This is a genomic window from Halorhabdus salina (assembly GCF_013839425.1).
Lineage (GTDB): Archaea > Halobacteriota > Halobacteria > Halobacteriales > Haloarculaceae > Halorhabdus > Halorhabdus salina.
In genome coordinates, this window is the sequence record NZ_JACDNP010000002.1 from 68,295 (window position 1) to 88,471 (window position 20,177).

Sequence of the window (20,177 nt, forward strand, 5' to 3'; positions counted from 1 at the left end):
TGAGACTGCGTAGTCCGCGTCAATCTGACTCTTGTTGGAGCTGGTAGATTCCCCAGGCAAACAGACCAATACCGAAGACGATGTAAACGAACCACGGTGCGGAAGGAACATAACCGAACCACTGAGTACCGCTGTACACGAGAAGAACAATACCGATGGGGAACAAAAGCACCCCTCTTCCCTCCGTGTTTGAAATGGCGCCAGTAGAGTCACTCCGACTCATTGGCTGAATATGTAGTACGTCCTTAATACATCTTCTGTAAACGTGAAAGAAGATGCGAACAAAAGAAGGAACGACTGTGGGAGTGTCCTACTGACTGCATACACACTGTGTTGACTGATTTGAGCCAGTCCACGACAGAGAACATTCAGTGCTGAATATGCGCCTTCCATCATGCACGACAATCAGTCTCAATATCACACACTCTATAGTTGTTTCACCAGCGGAGCCACGAGCCTGAGAGTATTTGTGTCTCACCGTCCGTCGCTGTCACATGGAGGAGTTCATCGCCGAAAACCTCGATCGCTACGGAGACACACAGGGCGTCCTGCCTGACCAGCTGGACGACATCGGCGAACGGTATCGCGAGCAGGGCCACCTCACCCGTGACCAGCTGTACGAACTGGCCTACGAGACCGCGACCCGGAGTGCCTATCACGTCAAGTCTAATCCCGAGGCGCGCTGCGTCGAGGTGACGCGAAACGTCCGTCGCGTCGAGGGGGACTTCTCGAAGGTGCACCTCCTTTCGGGACTCTCGGGGTTCAAGGCACCGACTGCCTCGGCCGTGTTGACGGCACTGGATCCGGACCACCACGCCGTCGTCGACACGCGCGTCTGGGCCGCTCTCGAACGGCTGGACTACCTGGAGGGGCGCAAGGAGAACTTCGATGCCGCCGATTACGTGGCGATGGTCGAGCCGATCCGGGCGCTCGCCGACGAGACCGGATTCTCCCCCGCGGAGGTCGGCTACGCGCTGTTCGCGTACGACGAGCACGTGCGAGAGGGGACCCTCCACTGACCGGGCAGGACAGTCGGCGGGCGTGTGAACACGCGGCGCGTTTTTCAAACCTTAAACCCCTGCCGTCCGTAGCGCCGGGCATGAGCGATCAGGAGCGGACTGATCTCCGCATGCCTGACGATGACGAGGTGTTCGCTGTCGTCACCAACATGCTGGGGGCCAACCGCATCAATGTACGGTGTATGGACGGCGTCGAGCGGACCGCTCGTATCCCGGGCAAGATGCAAAAGCGCATCTGGATCCGCGAGGACGACGTCGTTCTGGTGAGCCCGTGGGACTGGCAAGAAGAGAAGGCCGACGTCACCTGGCGCTACGAGAAACAGGAGGCCGATCAGCTCCGTGAGGAGGGGCACATCCAGGAACCGTGACGGGCGAGACATGACGGGGGCCGTCTCACCTCCGACCGACCGCAACGGATCGTCGCGAAGCACCGCCAGCACTGTTTTTTGGGGCACCGATGACTGAATTTGGCCTGATCGACGACGAGGGAGCCGAGGCTCCAGGCGACGAATTCGAGGAGATCGAGGTCGCGGACACCGAGGCCGACCGGATCGCCCGCCGCCGTGATCGGGAGTTCAGTGAGTTCCGCAAGCGGATCAAGAATACCGAGCAGTTCAAAGTCGAAGCATCTGTCTTCGATGATGCGACCTTCGCCGCGCTGTACAAACTCGTCCAGGACGGCTACATCGAGGCCTTCGGGGCCCCGATTTCGACTGGAAAAGAGGCCAACGTCTACACGGCACTCTCCGGAACCCAGTCGCGTAGCGCCCCGGATAATTCGAGTCGCGCGGACCGGCGTTCCGCGGACACGCAAGCGGCGACGCCACGAGACGACGGCGGCAGGGGTTCGAGAGACGGTCACGAAGTCGCCGTCAAGGTCTACCGGATCAACGCCTCCGACTTCAAGGACATGCGCGGGTATCTCGACGGCGACCCGCGCTTCGAGGGGATCGGCTCGGACAAGAAGAAGGTCATCACGGCCTGGGTCCGCAAGGAGTTCGCCAACCTCAAACGAGCCCAACAGGCCGGCGTCCGCGTTCCCAACCCGATCGCCGTCGAGCGCAACGTCCTCGTCATGGAGTACATCGCAACCGACGCCGAAGGGCGGGCCAAACGACTCAACGAGGTCAACATCGAGAACCCCGAGACGGCCTTCGAGGTGCTCCGGGAGTACATGCGCCGTCTCTACGACGCCGGCCTGGTCCATGGCGACCTTTCTGAGTACAACGTCGTCTTCCACGAGGGGGAACTGGTCGTCATCGACCTCGGGCAGGCGGTGACGGTTCACTCGCCCAACGCCGACGACTTCCTGCAGCGTGACTGTGAAAACGTCGCGAACTTCTTCGCCGGGGAGGGCGTCGAGGTAACTGCCGAGGAGTTGTACAACGACATCACCGGCGAAAACGAGTAGGTGAGTCACTCGTGGATTGACTCGGGTAGTTCGTGGCTGCCGGTCATCATCGGACGTGCTGATAGAACGACAACACACATGGTGATTACCAGCGCAGAAGGGACGTCTACCAGTGGCGACTCTCACCGGTGTTCGCACCTGAAACCGCAAGGAACATCACCACTCAGTCGAACAACCAGGTGGTGAAACGACGTACGTTCCTTCGAACGGCCGGTATCAGCGTCGCCGGTGCGACGGCGCTTGCCGGCTGTTCGGACGCCGAACAGACCGAAGAAGGATCGCCGACGGCAACCGAGACGGACACAGCCACCGAGACCAGTACCGCAGCTCGCACGGGAACGACGACCGGCACCCCGATGGCCGAGCGGACGCTCCAGGTGGCGACGTACTCCTCGTTCACTGGCGAGGGTACCGCCGGCAACTGGCTGAAATCGGCCTTCGAATCGGCCCACGACGGCGTGACTGTCGAGTTCGTCACACCCGAAAACGGCCTCAACCAGTATATCTTGCGCCGACAGCAGGGTGCGCCCCTCGATGTCGACGCCTACGTCGGGTTGAACACGTCGGAGCTCGTCCGGGCCGACCAAGAACTCGATGGCTCGCTGTTCGCGACGCCTGATCTAGAGCGGGCTGGAGACGTCAAACCGGAACTCCAGGCCGATCCGCGTGGCAGGGCGATCCCCTACGACACCGGGTATATCTCCCTGGTCTACGACGAGAGCGAGGTCGAAAACCCGGCGACGTTCGATACACTCACGACCGACCCGTACCGCGGCGATCTCATCGCTCAGAACGCCCAGCAATCCGACCCGGGCCGGGCGTTTCTCCTCTGGACGATCGCCGAGAAGGGGCCGGACGGCTACCTTGACTACTGGCGTGACCTCCTCGATAACGACGTGACGATTCTCTCCGATTGGGAGCCAGCCTACCAGGCCTACCAGAACGAGGAAGCCCCGATGGTCGTCTCATATTCGACCGATCAGGTCTACTATCACGGTGAAGGCGTCGACATGTCCCGCCATCAGGTCGGGTTCCTGAACGACCAGGGCTACGCCAACCCCGAGATGATGGGGCTGTTCACCGATGCCAACGCACCCGAAATCGGCCGGCAGTTCATGGACTTTGCCCTCTCACCGGAGGCACAGGCCGAGATCGCAGTCCGGAACGTCCAGTTCCCGGCCGTCGAAGGGGTCGATCCCGGCGCGGAGTTCTCACAGTACGCCGACGAGCCCGGCGAACCCGTCACGTTCACGTACGACGAACTGGCAGGGAACGTCGAGGGATGGATCGAGGACTGGGCCCGCGAAGTCAGCGCCTGACGATGGCGTGGCCGTCGTCGGATCGGGTCGTCTTCCCGGTTGGACTCCTGGCCACACTGTTAGTACTGGTGACGGTCTTCTACTACCCCGTCGGTCGCGTACTCCTGGCTGCGATCAACCCTGGCGGGACCCCACTGGCACCGATCGTGGAGATACTCGCCGATCCCTTTTACCTCGGCGTGGCCCACCACGTCTTCGCCGATCCGATGGGCGTCCCCGCGGGAGTTCTCACGTGGCTGGCCGACGGGGCACCGCTCAGCGCGGTTGAGTTCGGGCTGTTCGGTTTCACGGCCTATCAAGCGGCATTGTCGGCACTCGCGAGCGTCGCCTTGGGCCTGCCCGGCGCGTACGTGCTCGCCCGCTTCGACTTTTGGGGGCGACAGACACTCACGTCGCTGACGATCGTGCCCTTCGTCCTGCCGTCGATTCTCGTGGCGGTCGGCTTTCAGGCCATGTTCGGCCGGACAGGGCTCTTCAACGACCTCCTCGGGGTCGTCGGCCTGGGGCCGATCGAGGTGCTCTATTCGCTGCCGGCGATCGTAATCGCCCACGCTTTCTACAACGCACCACTGGTCACCCGCTTCGTGACGAGCGCCTGGGAAGGGATCGACGCCCGGGAGATCGAGTCGGCCCGATCGATGGGTGCGACACCGATTCGAGCGTTCCGGGACGTCGTCCTCCCCCAGTTGCGCCCCGCGCTGCTCTCGGCGACGCTGCTCGCGTTCGTGTTCTCGTTCATGTCCTTCCCGATCGTGCTGGCGCTTGGCGGCCTCGAGTTGCAGACTGTCGAAGTATGGCTCTACGCAAAAGTGCAATCGCTGGATCTCGAGGCGGCCGCCGCACTGGCCGTCCTCGAATCAGCCATCTCGCTCGCGATCATGTACATCTACCTCCGGTATGAGTCCGGACAGATCGTGTCTCACACTGGAGGGCGCTCCCGCTCGCGACGATCGCTAGTTGCGGGGTGGCGGACGCTTTCCGACCCGCGACGCCTGGCAGTGCTCGCCTACGGGTGCGTCGCGGCGGTCGTCTTCCTCGGACCGATCCTCAGCCTGCTGATCGAGAGCGTTACGGGGCCGGAGGGGGCGTTCACGACGGCGTACTACGAATTCCTGCTCGCTCGACAGGCCTCGACCGCAGTCGGGACGATCGCACCGCTCACGGCGATTCGCAACTCGGTGTTGTTCGCCTTGGGAACGCTCGCGACCGCTGTTCCGATGGGCGTGATCGTGTCGCTGGTTGCGACCCGCAGCGGGCGGGGCAGTCGCCTCGCGGAGACGCTGTTGTCGGCGCCGATCGCCGTCAGCGGCATCGTCGTCGGCCTGGGGCTGTTGCAGACGCTCGTCTTCGGCGTCGAAGTGTTGGGCCATCGACTCACTGTGACCGGCTGGATCGCGGTCGTCGCCGCCCACGCCGTCGCAGCCTACCCGTTCGTGACCCGCAACGTGACCCCTGCCCTGGCCGGCATCGACGACCGGCTGGTCGAGACCGCGCGGTCACTGGGTGCGACGCGATTCCGGGCACTGTTGACGGTGACCCTGCCGCTGATCGTCGCCCCGCTGGTAGCCGGGGCGGCCTTCGCCTTCGCGATCAGCATCGGCGAGTTCGACTCGACGGTCCTGCTCGCGGAGGGCGGGGCGAGTCACACGATGCCGGTCGCGCTCGAACGGTACGTCGGCAACCGCTCGATCGGGCCGAGCCTCGGGCCCGCCACCGCGATGGGGACCGTCCTGCTCGCGGTGACGGCCGCCAGTTTCGTGGTCATCGACCGCGTCGGAGGGAGATACGATGGGTGAGTCGACTGAAACGGGCGTGGAACTCGAAGACGTCTCCGTTTCCTTCGGTGACGTCCCCGCGCTATCGGACGTGACGCTGTCGGTCGCCGAGGGAGAGTTCTTCACGCTCGTCGGGCCATCCGGGTGTGGCAAGACGACGACGCTCCGGACCATCGCCGGCTTCGAAACGCCGGCAAGCGGGACGGTTCGGATCGGCGGCCGCGACGTCACCGGCCTGCCGCCCGAACAGCGCGACGTGGGGATCGTCTTCCAGAACTACGCCCTGTTCCCGCATATGACTGTCCGGGAGAACGTCGCCTACAGCCTGCAGTACCGGTCGGCACCGGGCGACACCGACTCCGAGGAGCGAGTCGCCGAACTGCTGGAACTCGTCGAGGTGGCCGATCTGGCGGATCGACGGCCGGAATCGCTCTCGGGCGGCCAGCAACAGCGTGTCGCCCTCGCTCGCGCGCTCGCACCCGGCCCGGACGTCCTTCTGCTCGACGAACCGCTCTCGGCGCTGGACGCGCGGTTGCGCGAACAGTTGCGCCTCGAAGTGCGGGAGATCCAGCGCGAGTTGGGGATCACGACGATCTACGTCACCCACGACCAGGCCGAAGCGCTGGCGATCAGCGACCGGATCGGCGTGGTCAACGACGGTCGGATCGAACAGATCGGGACGCCGGAGGACGTCTATCGGAATCCCGCGACGCGGTTCGTTGCGGCGTTCGTCGGCGAAAACAACGTCTTCGACGCGCGGGTCGACGGTGACAATCAGTCCCTGACGATCGACAACGAGAGAATCGACCTCCCACAATCGCCCCCCACTCGCAGCGATGTGACTGTCTGTGTCCGTCCCGAGGACATCCACCTCGGGTCCGGCGAAGTGACCCTCTCGGCGACCGTCGTACACGTCGAGTTCCTGGGCGACGCCTACCGCGTCCACTGTACGTGGAACGGCCACTCGATCAGAGTCAGGACCCAGCGCGAACCGGACGGCGAGGACGTCACGCTCGGCTTTGACGCCGCGGACGTGACCGTCATCGGAGCCGAGTGAGACATCCGGAGGCGGCGACGAGGTCGAACAACAGGACGAAAACGCCGACGATTTGACGGCGACGGCCCGACTCGAAGCAATGCCGGATCGCGGAAAGATAGACGACGGAACCTTCGAGGAGATCATCGCGCCACAGTTGGGTGCCGACCGGGCGGACGTAACGGTCGGCCCACAGCACGGCGTCGACTTCGGCGTGCTCTCGGTCGAGGACAGCGCGATCGTGACGGCAACCGATCCGATATCGGTCCTCCCCGCGCTGGGCTTCGAGCGGGCCGGACGCATGGCGCTCGACATCGTTCTGACGGACGTCGCTGTCTCGGGGATCGACCCGACACACGTCACTGTAAGTCTGTCACTTCCCACAGAAATGACCGACGAGGAACTCGCCCGGACCTGGCACGGGATGGCCGACCACGCCGAAGCGCTGGGCGTGAGCGTCGTCGCCGGCCACACGGCGCGCTACGAGGGGATCGACTACTCGTGGGTCGGCGGCGGGACGGCCCTGGGCGTCGGCGATCCGTCCGATCTGGTCCGGCCCGACGGAGCACAGCCGGGCGACGCGATCGTCCTCACGACCGGCCCCGGCACGGAGACGGCCGGACTGTTTGCGACGCTGTTCCCGGACGCCCTCGAGTTGTCGGCCGCGACCGTCGCGACGGCACAGGAGCGCGTCGAGGACATTCTCGGGGTCGCGGACGCCAACCGCGCAAGCGAAGCTGGCGACCTGCACGCAATGCACGACGCGACCGAGGGCGGGGTCATCGGTGGGCTCGCCGAGATGGCGACGGGGGCTGGCCACCGGTTCGTCGTCGAGCGCGACCCGGCCCCGATCCAGCCAGGTGTGCAAGCCGTCTGTGACGCCGTGGGAGTCGATCCCTGGACGGTCTCCAGCGCGGGGAGCCTCCTGCTCACGACGCCTCCCGAAGAAGCGACGGCGGTCGTCGAAGCGATGGAGTCGGGCGGGACGCCGGCCGCGGTGATCGGCCAGGTCAAGGCGACCGATGGCGAGGGAACGGTCCACCTCGACGACCAACGAGCCGAGGCCCCGAAGAGTGATCCCGCCTGGGATGCCATGGCACAGCTCGCGGACCGCTAAGCCGGTCCGGTGGGAGTCTCGAACGGGCGTAGTACAAATTCACTTGGACAATAGCAATCAAAGTTGTTTAGTATGGTCGGAGAGAACCGGCGGATCACATGGTCGAGGAGGTTCGCAAGCGCGACGGAACGCACGAGTCCTTCGACAGGTCGAAGATCACGAACGCCATCCGGCAGGCGTTCGAGGCGGCCGGAGCTGACCCGGACGTCAAGATCGCTACCGTGGCCGACGGCGTAGTGGATCGCCTGGACCCGGCAGACGGGACAGTCGCCGTCGAGACGATTCAAGATCACGTCGAGCGGACGCTCGTCGAGGCTGACGAGTACGAGGCTGCCAAGCGGTACATCCTCTATCGCCACCGTCACGCCGGGTTACGTGACCTGGAAGGGCTCGTAGAGGCCAACGGCGGCGAGGCCGAGGAGCGCTCCCAGGGCGCGGTCGATGCCTACGTCGAACGCGAGGACTGGCGCGTCCGGGAGAACTCCAACATGGACTACTCCCTGCAGGGGCTGAACATCCACCTCACCGAGCGGACGATCGAAGACTACTGGCTGGAGAAAATCTACAGCGCCGAGGTAGCACAGGCCCACGAGTCGGGCGCGATCCACGTCCACGATCTTGGCGTTTTGGGGCCCTACTGTGTCGGCTGGGACATCGAAGACATCCTTCGGGAGGGGCTCAAGGGCGTCCGCGGGAAAGTCGAATCCGGGCCCGCCAAGCACTTCGACGTGGCGCTGATGCAACTCGTGAACTTCCTGTATACGCTGCAGGGCGAGGCTGCCGGCGCGCAGGCGCTCTCGAATTTCGACACCTACCTTGCGCCGTTCATCCGGGCAGACGACCTCGAGTACGAGGAGGTCCGCCACCAGCTCCAGCAGTTTATCTTCAATCTCAACGTCCCCACCCGGGTCGGCTTCCAGGCCCCCTTCACCAATCTCTCGATGGACCTGACGGTCCCCGATCACCTCGCCGACAAGCCGGTCGTGATCGGCGGCGAGCAGGGAGAGACGACCTACGGGGAGTTCCAGGACGAGGTGGACATGATCAACCGCGCCTTCGCCGAGGTGATGCTCGAGGGCGACGCGAAGGGCCGGCCGTTCACGTTCCCGATCCCGACCTACTCCATCACCGAGGACTTCGACTGGGACAACGAGACGCTCGATCCCGTCTGGGAGATGACCGCCACGTACGGCACCCCCTACTTCTCGAATTTCGTCAACAGCGAGATGGATACCGAGGACGCCCGCTCGATGTGCTGTCGGCTCCGACTGGACAACCGCGAACTCGAGTCTCGTGGCGGCGGGCTGTTCGGTTCGAACCCACTCACGGGTTCGATCGGCGTCGTCACGATCAACCTGCCCCAGCTGGGCTATCGGGCCGACGATGAGGACGAGTTCTTCGACCGACTGGGATCGCTGATGGACGTCGCAAAGCAGAGCCTGGAGACCAAACGCGAGGTCCTCGAACGGTACACCGAGCAGGGGCTGTACCCCTACGCGAAGTTCTACCTCCGGAACGTCGAGGAAGCCCACGATAGCTACTGGGCGAACCATTTCTCGACGATCGGCCTCATCGGAACCCACGAGGCCCTGCTGAACCTTCGGGGCCCGGAATCGGGGATCGACACACCCGATGGCAAGCAGTTCGCGGAGGAAGTCCTCGAGTTCATGCGCGATCGGCTCCGTGAGTACCAGGCCGAAACGGGACACATGTACAATCTGGAAGCGACGCCCGCGGAGGGGTCGTCCTACCGCCTCGCACGACAGGATCGCGAGCAGTTCCCCGACCTGCGCGTCCACGCTACCGACGGCCTCGACGGCGAGGAGCCGATCTACACGAACTCCACCCAGTTGCCCTTCGGCGCGCAACCGGACGTCTTCGACGCCCTGGATCACCAGGACGATCTCCAGACGAAATACACCGGGGGAACGGTCTTTCACGGCTGGCTCGGCGAATCGATGCCCTCGCCCGAGTCGACAAAGCAACTCGTCAGAACGATCGCCGAAAACTACGAGTTGCCCTACTACACGCTCACACCGACGTTTTCGGTCTGCCCGACCCATGGCTATCACAGCGGCGAACACGAGACGTGCCCAGCCTGTGGGGAATCCTGTGAGGTGTATTCCAGGGTCGTGGGCTACCTCCGACCCACCGAACACTGGAACCCGGGCAAGCAAGAGGAGTTCGACGAGCGGGCGGACTTCCGACCCAGCATCGCCGACTGATGAATCTCGGCGGCCTCCAGCGGACGACGCTGTCTGACTTCCCCGGTCGCGTCGCCTGCACGGTCTTCACCGCGGGCTGTAACATCCAGTGCCCGTACTGTCAGAACCCATCACTACTCGACGAGAGGCCCCAAATCGAGACACAGGATGTCTTCGAGTTGCTTGACACGCGCGCGAACCTCCTCGACGGCGTCGTGATCAGCGGCGGCGAACCGACGCTTCAGGATGACTTACCGGCGTTCGTCGAGCGGATCGCCGACCGCGGGCTGGACGTGAAACTCGACACGAACGGGACGCGACCGGACACGTTGCGTGAGACGCTGGAAACCGGAGCGATCGACTACGTTGCGATGGACCTCAAGACACTCCCCAAGCGCTACGACGAACTCGGTGCCAGGGATGGTATCGCCGAGGCTATCGAGCGGAGCGTCGAACTCGTCCGCGATCGAGCGCCAGCCTCCGAATTCCGGACGACCTTCGACCCGGGCGTGGTCGCGCCCGCGGATTTCGAACGGCTCGCTGCACTGGCGGGGGACGGCCCGTTGTACGTCCAGCGCGTCGAGACCGGCGCCGTACTATCGCCCGAGCGGGTCGAACCCACGCCCTCGGAGCCACTCGAAGCGATCGAGGCGACCCTCGGAGACCTGCCGTCGCCGGTCACCCGACGGTCAACGGAGCGGTGACACCCCCACGTCAAGTCAACGGACGCGAAAAGAAGATCCTGAATCGCCGGTAATGCCCAGCCCGACTACCACCGCTCGAAACGCTCGCTCAGAGCCCCGCCTGCCGCCCCGATGACGGCGGCACCGATCGCGACGGCGATTGCCTGTGTGAGCAAGTCACCGAACTCCGGAAGCGCTGTTGACACGGTCTCGGGTTTGAACAGGGTATAGAACACGGCCAGCACAAGTAGCGTCGCCAGTACGGCGCCGCCGTTGACCGCTGCTCCGACGGCCGGCGGTGACGACCCCGCCGACGCACGCTGGCCGACGAAAAAGCCGAGTCCGATCGCAAGCAGCGGCGAGAGGAGGAAAGTGAACTCGAAGGCACCGTACGACGCGACGAACAGTGCCTGCTCGCTGGCTATCGAGATACCAGCGACGCCACTGGTGCTTTCCCCCGCGAGCGTGGACGCGAGAAACAGCAGCACCAGCGTTCCGAGCCCGATCGAGAGGTACGCACCCAATCCGAGTTTCCCGAACTTCTGGAAGTCGGGGCCAAGTGTCGAACCACCCATCCCCTGGCCGTACCCGGGTTGACCCGGCGGTTGCTGAACGCCACCCTGCTGGTACTGCTGGCCCTGGGGCGCCTGCTGGCCTTGCTGTCCACCTTGGGGCGGTGCCTGCTGTGGTTGTTCGCCCTGTGCCTGCTGTGGTTGTTCGCCCTGTGCCTGCTGTGGTTGTTCGCCCTGTGCCTGCTGTGGTTGTCCATCCTGCGACTGCCCGCCATCAGCGACGGGTTCGTGATTGGATCCCGACATGTGAGAGTTTACCTCATACTCAGCAGAAATAAGTTTCGGAAGGATCGCCACGCCCGCGAAACGAACTCCACCGTGAGGGACCTATCTGACTCGTTTCAGGAGTGACACAGTTTGCAGGCACTGCCCAACCAGTGATCGAAGCCGACCAGCCGACGAGTTGGCACTCAAACTGCCGGTTCAGCCGTGCGCTGGATGGCGTCGGCAAGCAATGGTCGCATCATCCCGACCAGCGGCGCGGAGTCGCCGTCGGTCCAGACGGCCCGGTGCTTCCGGACGCCGGGCAGCGAGGTTTCGACGTCGGCACTGACCAACAGTTGTTCGCCGTCGACCATGAGAATCGCACTCACGGCACCTGGCTGGATCGGGTGTGAGTCCCACCACGTCCAGGTTTCCTGGACGCGGGCCATGGGCAGTTCCTCGTCCAGGCGCTCGCGAATCGACGCTGCCGGCGACCCGATCACGACATCGACCCCGCGCTCGGTGGCCTCGCCCAGGGCGGCAAGCAAATCGTCGGTCAGGAGGTCCGCGACGGCCGCAGCGAGCAACACCTCCTCGTCGGCTTGCTGAATCAACCCCACCATACGTTCGCTGACCTCGGCATCGCCTTCCATGACCCACACGTCGCCACCGGCTTCAGTCGCCTCGGGTGGTTGTAATCGCGGCAAGAGTTCTTCCAGGCGGTCGAGGAGTTCCGAGAGGCGACGATCCAGTAGCGAAACGGCCTCCCCGGGCTCGGCGACACGGAACTCCCGGGGCGTCCCCTGCTGGACATCGACCAACCCCCGTTCCTGTAGCCCCTCCATACAATCGTACACGCGAGCGCGAGGAACGTCCGCAACGTCGCTGACGTCCTTGGCTGTGCCCTGGCGGACGCGCTGGAGGCCGACGAAACATTTGGCCTCGTATTCGGTGAAATCGATCGTCTGTAACAGCGAAACACACTCCTCGACGATCGAGTCCGCAGATCCGTCCGTCGATTGCCTGTCGTTTGACATAGTTGACTGCACCCTACTCCGGGTATGTCCGGTTCGTCCCACATCCGAATAGTCCTTTGGACGTTTCTACGCCCGTAACAACTGATTGCAGTCATCTCCTGACCGTCGTACTGCGACATCGTCTCAAATCCTGTGACCGTCGTCCCATGAGTTGTTACTATACTCATACCCCATCTGTTTCTATTAGAGTGAAAAACTGTCGAAAGCCCTAAATAGCCCGGTCAGCTACTGAGGGGTACGGAGTTAGGCAGGCACGTTAGTCATGTCAGAAACGAACTCGACACGAACGGCCACCAGGCAACGAGCGGGCAACCGGCAGGACGACCAACGGGTCGAATCAGCAACGGCCTGTCCCGAGTGTGACGGCACAGTCGTGACGGACGAGGAGCGCGGCGAGCGGGTCTGTCAAGAGTGTGGAGTCGTCGTCGAGTCCGAGGCCATCGACCACGGGCCGGAGTGGCGTGCGTTCACGCCCGCAGAGCGCGATCAGCGGAGTCGCGTCGGTGCCCCGACGACGAAACTGCTCCACGACGAGGGCCTCTCGACATCGATCAGTTGGTCGAACAAGGACGCCAGCGGCCAGACCCTCTCAGCGTCCCAGCGGGAGAAGATGGGGCGGCTTCGCGTCTGGGACGAACGGTTTCGCGCCCAAGACGCACAGGACCGGAACCTGAAACAGGCGTTGGGCGAGATCGATCGGATGGCTTCGGCGCTGGGACTGCCCGACAACGTCCGTGAAACTGCCTCGGTGATCTACCGGCGTGCGCTCGAGGACGAGCTGCTCCCGGGGCGCTCGATCGAGGGCATGGCAACGGCGTCGCTGTACGCCGCGGCTCGGCAGGCCGGCACGCCGCGCAGTCTCGACGAGTTCGAGCCGGTGAGTCGCGTCCGTCGCCAGAAGTTCGCCCGCGCGTACCGATACCTCGCTCGGCAGCTCGAACTCGGGATTGCTCCCGCAGATCCGGAATCCTATCTTCCGCGGTTCGTCTCGGATCTCGGGGTCGGTGACAAGCTCGAACGGCGCGCCCGGAAGCTGCTGGCAAGAGCGAAAGACGATGGGGTGCACAGCGGCAAGAACCCGACAGGTCTGGCGGCGGGCGCGATCTACGCCGCCGGACTGCTAACCGGCGATCGCGTCACCCAGGGTGCCATCGCCGAGACGGCCGACGTCAGTGAGGTCACGATCAGAGACCGGTACTCCGAGCTCCTGGCACTGCTCGAAAGCGGTGACGTGGACGCTCGCACCGAAGCTGCCGGCCTGTAAGCGAGCACTGACTGGCAGACAGTTTTTCGGCGAGCGTTCGATAGGCTGACAGCCTCCACGTGCTGAAGGGCGGGGCTGTCTCCTTTCACTTCGGTAACCAACAGTTTTAGTCCCTCGCCCGGTAGGGCCGCCGATGACCGGAAGCGAACGGGTCGCAGTCGGCCAAGCGCTGACGCCGTCACAGCAACGTGCGGGAGCTATCGTCACGATCGAAGACGAGACGATCGAGGCAGTCGAGGCACGATCGGAGACCGAGCGATCGCCGACACGCGCTTATCCAGACGGGATCGCAATCCCCGGCTTCATCGACGCCCACGTCCACGGGTACGCTGGTAATGCTGTCGGCAGTGATCCGAACAAACTGGTGAATATCGCGGAAGAGGTTGTCGAGACCGGCGTGACGTCGCTGTTCCCCACGACCGTTTCGGCCCCGCAAAACGAGCTCGTCGCTGCCGGGGCGGCCACCGCCGCGGCCGTCGATCGCGACCACGATGGGGCGTCGATCGCCGGTCTCCACCTCGAAGGCCCATACTTGAATGTCGATCAGCGTGGCGCACAAGATCCAGACGCACTCCGCGACCCGGCCGTCGAGGAACTCCAGGCAGTCGCCGACGCCGCCGATGGGAACCTCGCTCGCGTCACGCTCGCCCCGGAATTGACAGGGGCGAGTGAATTCGTCAAGGCAGCTCGCGACCAGGGACTGATCGTCTCGGCCGGCCACTCTGCCGCCGATTTCGAGACGGCCACAACTGCCTTCGACACCGGCGTCTCGATCGCGACCCACCTCTATAACGGCATGACCGGCTTCCACCACCGCGAGCCGGGAATTATTGGGGCATCGCTCGTCCACGAGGACGTCACCGTCGAGCTCATCACCGACTTACAGCACCTCCACCCGGGGGCGATCGAACTCGCGCTATCCGCCAAGGGCCCCGAGCGGTGCATGCTCGTCACAGACGCCATCGCCGCGACGGGCCTGCCCGATGGAGAGTACAGTCTTGGCGAGATGGATGTCGTCGTCGAAGACGGGACCAGTCGGCTCGTCGAGGACGGCAGCCTTGCAGGGAGTACACTCACGATGGACAACGCCATCCGGAACCTAGTCGAGGAGATCGGGCTGGATCTACCGACCGCCGTCCGGATGGCGACAGACGTACCGGCTCGCGCAATGGGCCTGGACGACCGCGGGCGGCTGGAACCCGGCCTCCGCGGCGACGTGACGATCCTCGACGAAGACCTGACGGTTCAGGCGACGATCGTCGGCGGCGAAGTAGTCTACGAACGCGGGCAGGCGTGAACGGGCGCCCTACAGGCAGTTCGGTGCCAGCTACTCCGGGCAAGACTCGAAGGCGAAAATGTCTTGGCGCGGTTTTGCGATCTGTCTCGACGGGTTCGAGTGGCTCACTCGGACAGCCAAGCATCACGAGTTCGATCACCGACCAGTCCTCGGGCACATCGCGGGTGGCGTTGACCCGCTCCTGGTCGAACGAGCTGATCCAGCAGGTACCCAGCCCCTTCTCGACGGCAGCAAGCGTGACGACAGTGATAATTAGATCGCGGCGCTTGCTCCCGAAAAGCGCAACTGACCGATGATCGGGATTGCAACCGGAGTGATACGATGAGCGAAGACATCGATTACGCAGCCCGCGCCCACGACGTGCTGGGATTCTCGCGGTGGTGGCTGGTACTTGCGGCCGCTGGGATGATGGCCGTCGTCGGCCCCTACCAGTACGTCTGGAGCAGCCTCCGGGATCCCGTCGCAGCCAATCTCGGCATCGACAACGCCACACTCTCGACTGTGTTCACGCTGTACGTCGTGATCCAGGCCGGCAGTCAGTTCCCCGTCGGCTGGTGGCGAGATCGACATGGCCCGCGCACGCTGGCGATCCTCGCGGCCGGCCTCGCTGGCGGGGGCTATCTCGCAGTGTCAGTCGCGACGAGCGTCTGGCAGATCTACCTCGCCTATGGACTGGGTGCACTGGGTGTCGGAATCGTCTACACGGTGGCCGTCAATACGGCACTGAAGTGGTTCCCGGACCGTCGTGGACTCACGGCCGGCGTTGGGACGATGGCGTTTGCCGGCGGCAGCGCCGCCCTCATCCCGTACGTCCGGGCAAATACGGGGCCGGGACGTCCCGTCACGGCCTACAGTGACGTTCTCCAGCACGTTGGCGTCCTCATCTTCGTGGTCGTGTTCGTTGGCGCATTGATCCTTCGCGATCCGCCGGCCAACTGGCGATCGACAGACACCGAAAGCGAGGGCGACACCGAGCGACAGTTCACCTGGCGAGAGATGATCCGGACCCGGCAGTTCTGGCTCATGTACGTGATGTTCGTCGCCGTCGCCAGCGCCGAGCTCATGCTGATCGAGAAGGTCGTCTCCTATGCAGGCACGCGCTCCCTGACGGTGACCATCGCTACGGCGGCCGCGACGCTACTGCCGGTTGCCAGTGCAATGGGTCGACTGACAATCGGCGGACTCAGTGATCGACTCGGCCCCACGACAACGATGACGGTGACGTTCGGCCTCAGCGGGCTCGGCCTGTGTGGGGTCGTAGCCTTCGGACAGGGTGGCATCGGCGGGGCGTTCGTCGCGAGCGTCGTCTTCAGCGTGTTCTTCTCGAGTCCGCAGTACACGCTGTTCCCGAGTGCAGTCGCGGACTTCTACGGCGACACCCACTCCAGTGCCAACTACGCGCTTCTCTACTCCGCGAAGCTCTGGGGCGGCGTCTTCGGCGGGACTATCACCGGCGCAGCCGTGGTCGCCCTGGGTTGGAATCGAACGTTCCTCCTCGGGGGGAGCCTGGCAATGCTGGCCGGGCTCGCGGCGCTTGCTCTCCACCCGCCTGCAGAACCTGCCAAGGAGCGCTAACCGACCGCTTCGAGACGCTCGACGCCAACCCACACGAGGACGCTCTCACAGCGTGACCGTCTCACCGCGTCCAGGGGCAGACGCGTCGAACCCATCTTCGGACAGTTCAGCGGCGAAATCCACAGTTCGATCGCCGTGGACGACGAGAAGTTCCGAACCACGGTAGTTCTCAAGAAAGTCGAGCAGGCCGCCACGGTCGGCATGGGCGGAGAAGTCGTACTGTTCAACCTGAGCGGCGACGGGCATCACCTGCCCGTCGATCTCGGCCCGACCCGTCTCCAGCAACTCTCGGCCGGGCGTACCCGCGACCTGGTAGCCCGTCATCGCGATCTTGTTCACCGGGAGATCCCGGATCGCCGGGATATACGTCATCGCCGGCCCGCCCGAAAGCATTCCTGAGGTTGTGATGATCGCCGCGTTCTGCTCGGCGATGCGCTTGCGTTGGCCGTCTCTCCCCGTGACGAAGCGAGCATGGGACTTTGCCCGCCGGAGTGCCTCGGGATCGCGAAGGAAGTCGGGGTGGCGACGGAGCAGTTCCGTGACGTGCGTGCCCATCCCGTCGACGTAACACGGGATGTCGTGGGCCGCACAGATCAACATGGCTTCCTGGGTCCGACCGATCGCGAACGCCGGAATTACGGCCGTCCCACCCTCCCACAGCGTCGTCTTGATACTCTGGGCGAAGCGCTCCTCGACCGTCGCCCGCTCCTCGTGAGTCACGTCCGAGTAGGTACTCTCGGTGATCACGGCGTCGGCCTCGGGGCGAGCAGTGGTCCCAGCGACGAGGCGCTGTCCACGGATCGGTTCGCCACGCCGATCCGTGCGGCTCGCGGGAGTGTCGCTCCCGCGGTGGTCGTCCGTGTGGAAGTCCCCCGTGTACAGCAGTCGCGTCTCACCGTCGTCAATCAGTACGTGGGCGCTCCCGGGGATGTGTCCGGCGTCGAAAAACGTGACCTCGTAGCCTGCCGCCTCGAAGGACTCCCGATACCCGTGAGTCTCGCTAACTTGCGTGACCCGTTTGATCTCCTGTTCGGTGAACGGACAGTCGTAGGTGCCGCCATGCAGTTTCAGGGTGTCCCGCGCCAGTGTCAGCGCTAACTCGCGAGTCGGCGGTGTCCAGTGAATCGGTGGGCGACGATCGCCCGACAGCAGGGCGGGGATCGTCCCGACGTGATCGAGGTGGCCGTGGCTGACGACGACTGCCTCGGGGTCGGCATCGAGTGGAAACTGTGGCGGGGTCGCCGTCTTCATCCCGAAGTCGACGAGCAGTCGATCGTCGATGAAGATCGCGCTCCGGCCGATCTCGCGGGCGCCGCCCAGAAACCGCACGTCCATGATCGGCGTCTATGACGAGGATCGCTTTGTGGGCGTCGATTCCGGGCCGGGACCAGAACCGAGGTTTAAGGCCCATCCGTGGATGGATATCCAGTATGTTCCGCCTGCAGACGCTCCGTCGGAGTTTCGTCGCGGGAATATTTTTCGTCGCGCCACTTATCGTCACGATCGTTGCCCTACGGCTGTTGATCGGGTGGGTCTCCGGATTCGTCAATCCGATCGTCAAGGCGACGACGCTATCGCAGTACACCGCCAATATTGCACTCGTCGCCCAAGGCATCACGCTGATCGCGTTGCTCGTGTTCGTTGCCCTGCTGGGCTATCTCGCCCAGCGATCGATCGGCCAGTGGGGCTTCGACTGGTTCGATCGGGCCTTTGGCATCGTCCCGCTGGTCAGCATCATCTACACCAGCGTCCGCCAGATGACCAACGCGCTACGCAACCGGGAGAATCACTACGAGAGTGTCGTCCTCGTCGAGTACCCACGAGATGGGACATACGTCATTGGCTTTGTCACGGCTGAGAGCCCTAACGCCGTACAGACGGTTACCGGCGAGGCGTTCAACGTGTTCGTCCCGACCAGCCCGAACGTGACCGGCGGGCGACTCCTGTTAGTCCCGAAAGCCGACGTCTACGAGATCGACATCAGTGTCCGTCGGGGCCTCCGATTACTAATGACGACCGGCATGGCCGAAGATCAGTCCGGAGTCGAACGACTGGCCGCCGAAGCCAACGTGGACCTCCCCGAAACCGATCTGTCGAGGAATCAAGACACGGTGACAAACGAATAGTGCACGGCAGATCTGTCGAGGAATCAAGACACGGTGACAAACGAATCCCTCTCGAAGGGAGTTCGTGAACCGTCGATCGGTGCACGTGGGAGACCCCCCAGCCAAAACCGGCTCCAGGCCCGTCCACACAGCATGGCCTGTGTCGGCACTATCATGTTATTTGATAACATGACCCATTCTCGATGTTGATATTTGGGGGCAGTGGTTTATATTGTTCTAAACGAAAAGCGCCTATAATCTGAAAAACGGCCGTCAATGGCCAGCAGTCAGAGAGTTCAACCATGAACGAACAGACGACACGACGAAACTACCTGCGGGGAGCGACGGCGCTCGGTGTCGCAGGGATCGGATCGCTCAGCGGCTGTGTCGGTCAGCTCGGCGGTACCGACGGCTCGATACCGTTTGGAGCCATTCTTCCAGTTTCGGTATCCGGAGAGATCGGCACGGTTGGGACACATCACGCCGCGGCCGTCGAACAGGCCGTCAAAGATGTCAACCGAGCCGGTGGGATCGACGGTCGAGAGATCGCCGTCGACGTTCGGGACAGCGCGGCATCGAGCGAGCAGGCACTGACAGCCTATCAGGAACTCGTCGATGCCGGGACGTTGGGATTCGTCGGTGCAGTCCTGTCCTCGGCGTCGGTCCAGCTCGCCGAGCGAGTCGCTGACGACCGCATCGTCCAGATGAGTCCAGCTAGCACCTCGCCTCAGTTGTCCGAGGCGGGAAGAGCCGGTGAATTGAAATTCTTCGGCCGGACGGTTTCGAGCGACATCTTACAGGCGTACGTCATGGCAAAGATCCTCAACAGCACCCAGTATATCGGTGCCGACACGACAGCGATCCTCCATACCGACGATGCGTTTGGCTCGGGGCTCGCTGAGGAGATCGAATCGGCGTTCGATGGCACTGTCACGGCGAGTGTCGGGTTCGATCCTAACGGGGATCAGTACACGGACGTGATCTCCGAGGCAGTCGCCGACGAGCCAGATGGCGTTGCACTGGTGAGTTTGCCCGGTTCGGCAACTCAAAGCATCCTCTCACAGCGCCAGGAAGCGGATCACGATGCCCAGTGGGTATTGAGCGCCGGGCTCATCCCGGCTCAGCCGCCGGGTCCGTTCAACGGCGTCTACGGCGGTTCGCTGGCCTCGACACAGACGACCGGCGCGGCCAAACTGGGTCTGAAACTGAGTCAGTTCGACACCCTTGCCTCCTTTACCGAACAGGCCTACGACGCCCTGTTCGTGCAGGCACTCGCACTCGAACGCGCCGAAAAACGATCGAGTGCGGCCATTGCACGGAACCTGCGGGCGGTCTCCGGGGGCGACGGCCACACAGTAACCGTCGGTGAATTCGAGCGAGCGAAGAAACTGCTCGCCAACGGCCGGGAAGTGAACTACCGGGGTGCCTCGGGCAACCTCGATCTGCTCGCGACACTCGAACCCGTGAGTGAGTATCTCGTCCAGCACGTAACCGACGGGTCAATGACGAACGTCGAGTTGCTGAAACGGAGTTACTTCACGGAGGTACTGGAGTGAGAC

18 protein-coding genes and 1 pseudogene are annotated in these 20,177 nt (G+C 63.7%); 15 read left to right on the top strand and 4 right to left on the bottom strand.

From position 1 onward, the window contains the following. Window positions 1–494 precede the first annotated feature (494 nt). The 9 genes from HZR20_RS03085 to HZR20_RS03125 all read left to right on the top strand — a co-directional run bounded on the left by HZR20_RS03085 (window position 495) and on the right by HZR20_RS03125 (window position 10,585). On the top strand, window positions 495–1,019 hold the full coding sequence (locus tag HZR20_RS03085) for a hypothetical protein (RefSeq protein WP_181685133.1): 525 nt from the start codon (window positions 495–497) through the stop codon (window positions 1,017–1,019). A gap of 80 nt (window positions 1,020–1,099) precedes the next feature. Further along, window positions 1,100–1,387 carry a translation initiation factor eIF-1A gene (eif1A, locus tag HZR20_RS03090; protein WP_181685134.1) on the top strand — a complete coding sequence of 96 codons (288 nt, stop codon included), beginning with the start codon at window positions 1,100–1,102 and terminating at the stop codon, window positions 1,385–1,387. Between the two features lie 89 nt (window positions 1,388–1,476). Further along, a complete protein-coding gene (gene rio1 / locus HZR20_RS03095) occupies window positions 1,477–2,430 on the top strand; it encodes a serine/threonine-protein kinase Rio1 (RefSeq protein WP_181685135.1) in 954 nt (317 codons plus the stop codon). A 182-nt stretch (window positions 2,431–2,612) separates the two neighbouring features. Continuing rightward, window positions 2,613–3,749, top strand: a complete 1,137-nt coding sequence (locus HZR20_RS03100; RefSeq protein ID WP_181685136.1) for a thiamine ABC transporter substrate-binding protein — start codon at window positions 2,613–2,615, stop codon at window positions 3,747–3,749. Further along, the gene (locus tag HZR20_RS03105) at window positions 3,713–5,545 is read left to right on the top strand and encodes an ABC transporter permease (RefSeq protein WP_374057580.1); all 1,833 of its coding nucleotides are present in this window, start codon (window positions 3,713–3,715) and stop codon (window positions 5,543–5,545) included. The genes HZR20_RS03100 and HZR20_RS03105 overlap by 37 nt, the downstream gene beginning before the upstream one ends. Beyond that, window positions 5,538–6,581, top strand: a complete 1,044-nt coding sequence (locus HZR20_RS03110) for an ABC transporter ATP-binding protein (RefSeq protein ID WP_181685137.1) — start codon at window positions 5,538–5,540, stop codon at window positions 6,579–6,581. The genes HZR20_RS03105 and HZR20_RS03110 overlap by 8 nt, the downstream gene beginning before the upstream one ends. A 79-nt stretch (window positions 6,582–6,660) precedes the next feature. Next, window positions 6,661–7,677: an AIR synthase family protein gene (locus HZR20_RS03115; protein ID WP_181685138.1), complete on the top strand. Its 1,017-nt coding sequence runs from the start codon at window positions 6,661–6,663 to the stop codon at window positions 7,675–7,677. A 98-nt stretch (window positions 7,678–7,775) separates the two neighbouring features. Beyond that, window positions 7,776–9,902, top strand: a complete 2,127-nt coding sequence (locus HZR20_RS03120) for a ribonucleoside triphosphate reductase (RefSeq protein WP_181685139.1) — start codon at window positions 7,776–7,778, stop codon at window positions 9,900–9,902. Next, on the top strand, window positions 9,902–10,585 hold the full coding sequence (locus HZR20_RS03125; RefSeq protein ID WP_181685140.1) for an anaerobic ribonucleoside-triphosphate reductase activating protein: 684 nt from the start codon (window positions 9,902–9,904) through the stop codon (window positions 10,583–10,585). Before HZR20_RS03120 ends, HZR20_RS03125 begins: the two co-directional genes overlap by 1 nt. A gap of 65 nt (window positions 10,586–10,650) precedes the next feature. Here HZR20_RS03125 and HZR20_RS03130 read toward each other — a convergent pair whose 3' ends face one another. Next, window positions 10,651–11,382 (bottom strand): hypothetical protein, encoded by a 732-nt coding sequence (locus tag HZR20_RS03130; RefSeq protein ID WP_181685141.1) that lies wholly within the window; start codon window positions 11,380–11,382, stop codon window positions 10,651–10,653. A 164-nt stretch (window positions 11,383–11,546) separates the two neighbouring features. After that, window positions 11,547–12,377: a TrmB family transcriptional regulator gene (locus HZR20_RS03135; protein WP_181685142.1), complete on the bottom strand. Its 831-nt coding sequence runs from the start codon at window positions 12,375–12,377 to the stop codon at window positions 11,547–11,549. Window positions 12,378–12,639: 262 nt separating this feature from the next. Between HZR20_RS03135 and HZR20_RS03140 the strand changes: the two genes are divergently transcribed. The 3 genes from HZR20_RS03140 to HZR20_RS14405 all read left to right on the top strand — a co-directional run bounded on the left by HZR20_RS03140 (window position 12,640) and on the right by HZR20_RS14405 (window position 15,194). After that, complete coding sequence (locus HZR20_RS03140) at window positions 12,640–13,641, top strand: transcription initiation factor IIB (protein WP_181685143.1); 1,002 nt, start codon at window positions 12,640–12,642, stop codon at window positions 13,639–13,641. Window positions 13,642–13,774: 133 nt separating this feature from the next. Then, window positions 13,775–14,938: an N-acetylglucosamine-6-phosphate deacetylase gene (gene nagA, locus HZR20_RS03145; RefSeq protein ID WP_181685144.1), complete on the top strand. Its 1,164-nt coding sequence runs from the start codon at window positions 13,775–13,777 to the stop codon at window positions 14,936–14,938. Window positions 14,939–14,996: 58 nt separating this feature from the next. Beyond that, window positions 14,997–15,194: a hypothetical protein gene (locus tag HZR20_RS14405; protein WP_181685145.1), complete on the top strand. Its 198-nt coding sequence runs from the start codon at window positions 14,997–14,999 to the stop codon at window positions 15,192–15,194. On the opposite strand, the pseudogene HZR20_RS14755 reads toward HZR20_RS14405, so the two are convergent. Continuing rightward, a pseudogene (locus tag HZR20_RS14755) lies at window positions 15,114–15,308 on the bottom strand (hypothetical protein); the annotation flags it as partial. The gene HZR20_RS14405 and the pseudogene HZR20_RS14755 sit on opposite strands and share 81 nt — an antisense overlap. On the opposite strand from HZR20_RS14755, the gene HZR20_RS03155 reads away from it, so the two are divergent. Next, window positions 15,260–16,513, top strand: a complete 1,254-nt coding sequence (locus tag HZR20_RS03155) for an OFA family MFS transporter (RefSeq protein WP_181685146.1) — start codon at window positions 15,260–15,262, stop codon at window positions 16,511–16,513. The pseudogene HZR20_RS14755 and the gene HZR20_RS03155 overlap by 49 nt on opposite strands. Before the next feature lie 45 nt (window positions 16,514–16,558). Here the strand turns inward: HZR20_RS03155 and HZR20_RS03160 are convergent, their stop codons facing one another. Further along, on the bottom strand, window positions 16,559–17,848 hold the full coding sequence (locus HZR20_RS03160; RefSeq protein ID WP_181685147.1) for an MBL fold metallo-hydrolase: 1,290 nt from the start codon (window positions 17,846–17,848) through the stop codon (window positions 16,559–16,561). Between the two features lie 95 nt (window positions 17,849–17,943). Here HZR20_RS03160 and HZR20_RS03165 point away from each other — a divergent pair, with 95 nt between their 5' ends. Continuing rightward, the gene (locus tag HZR20_RS03165; RefSeq protein WP_181685148.1) at window positions 17,944–18,639 is read left to right on the top strand and encodes a DUF502 domain-containing protein; all 696 of its coding nucleotides are present in this window, start codon (window positions 17,944–17,946) and stop codon (window positions 18,637–18,639) included. Between the two features lie 281 nt (window positions 18,640–18,920). Then, a complete protein-coding gene (locus tag HZR20_RS03170; RefSeq protein ID WP_181685149.1) occupies window positions 18,921–20,174 on the top strand; it encodes an ABC transporter substrate-binding protein in 1,254 nt (417 codons plus the stop codon). Window positions 20,175–20,177 lie beyond the last annotated feature (3 nt).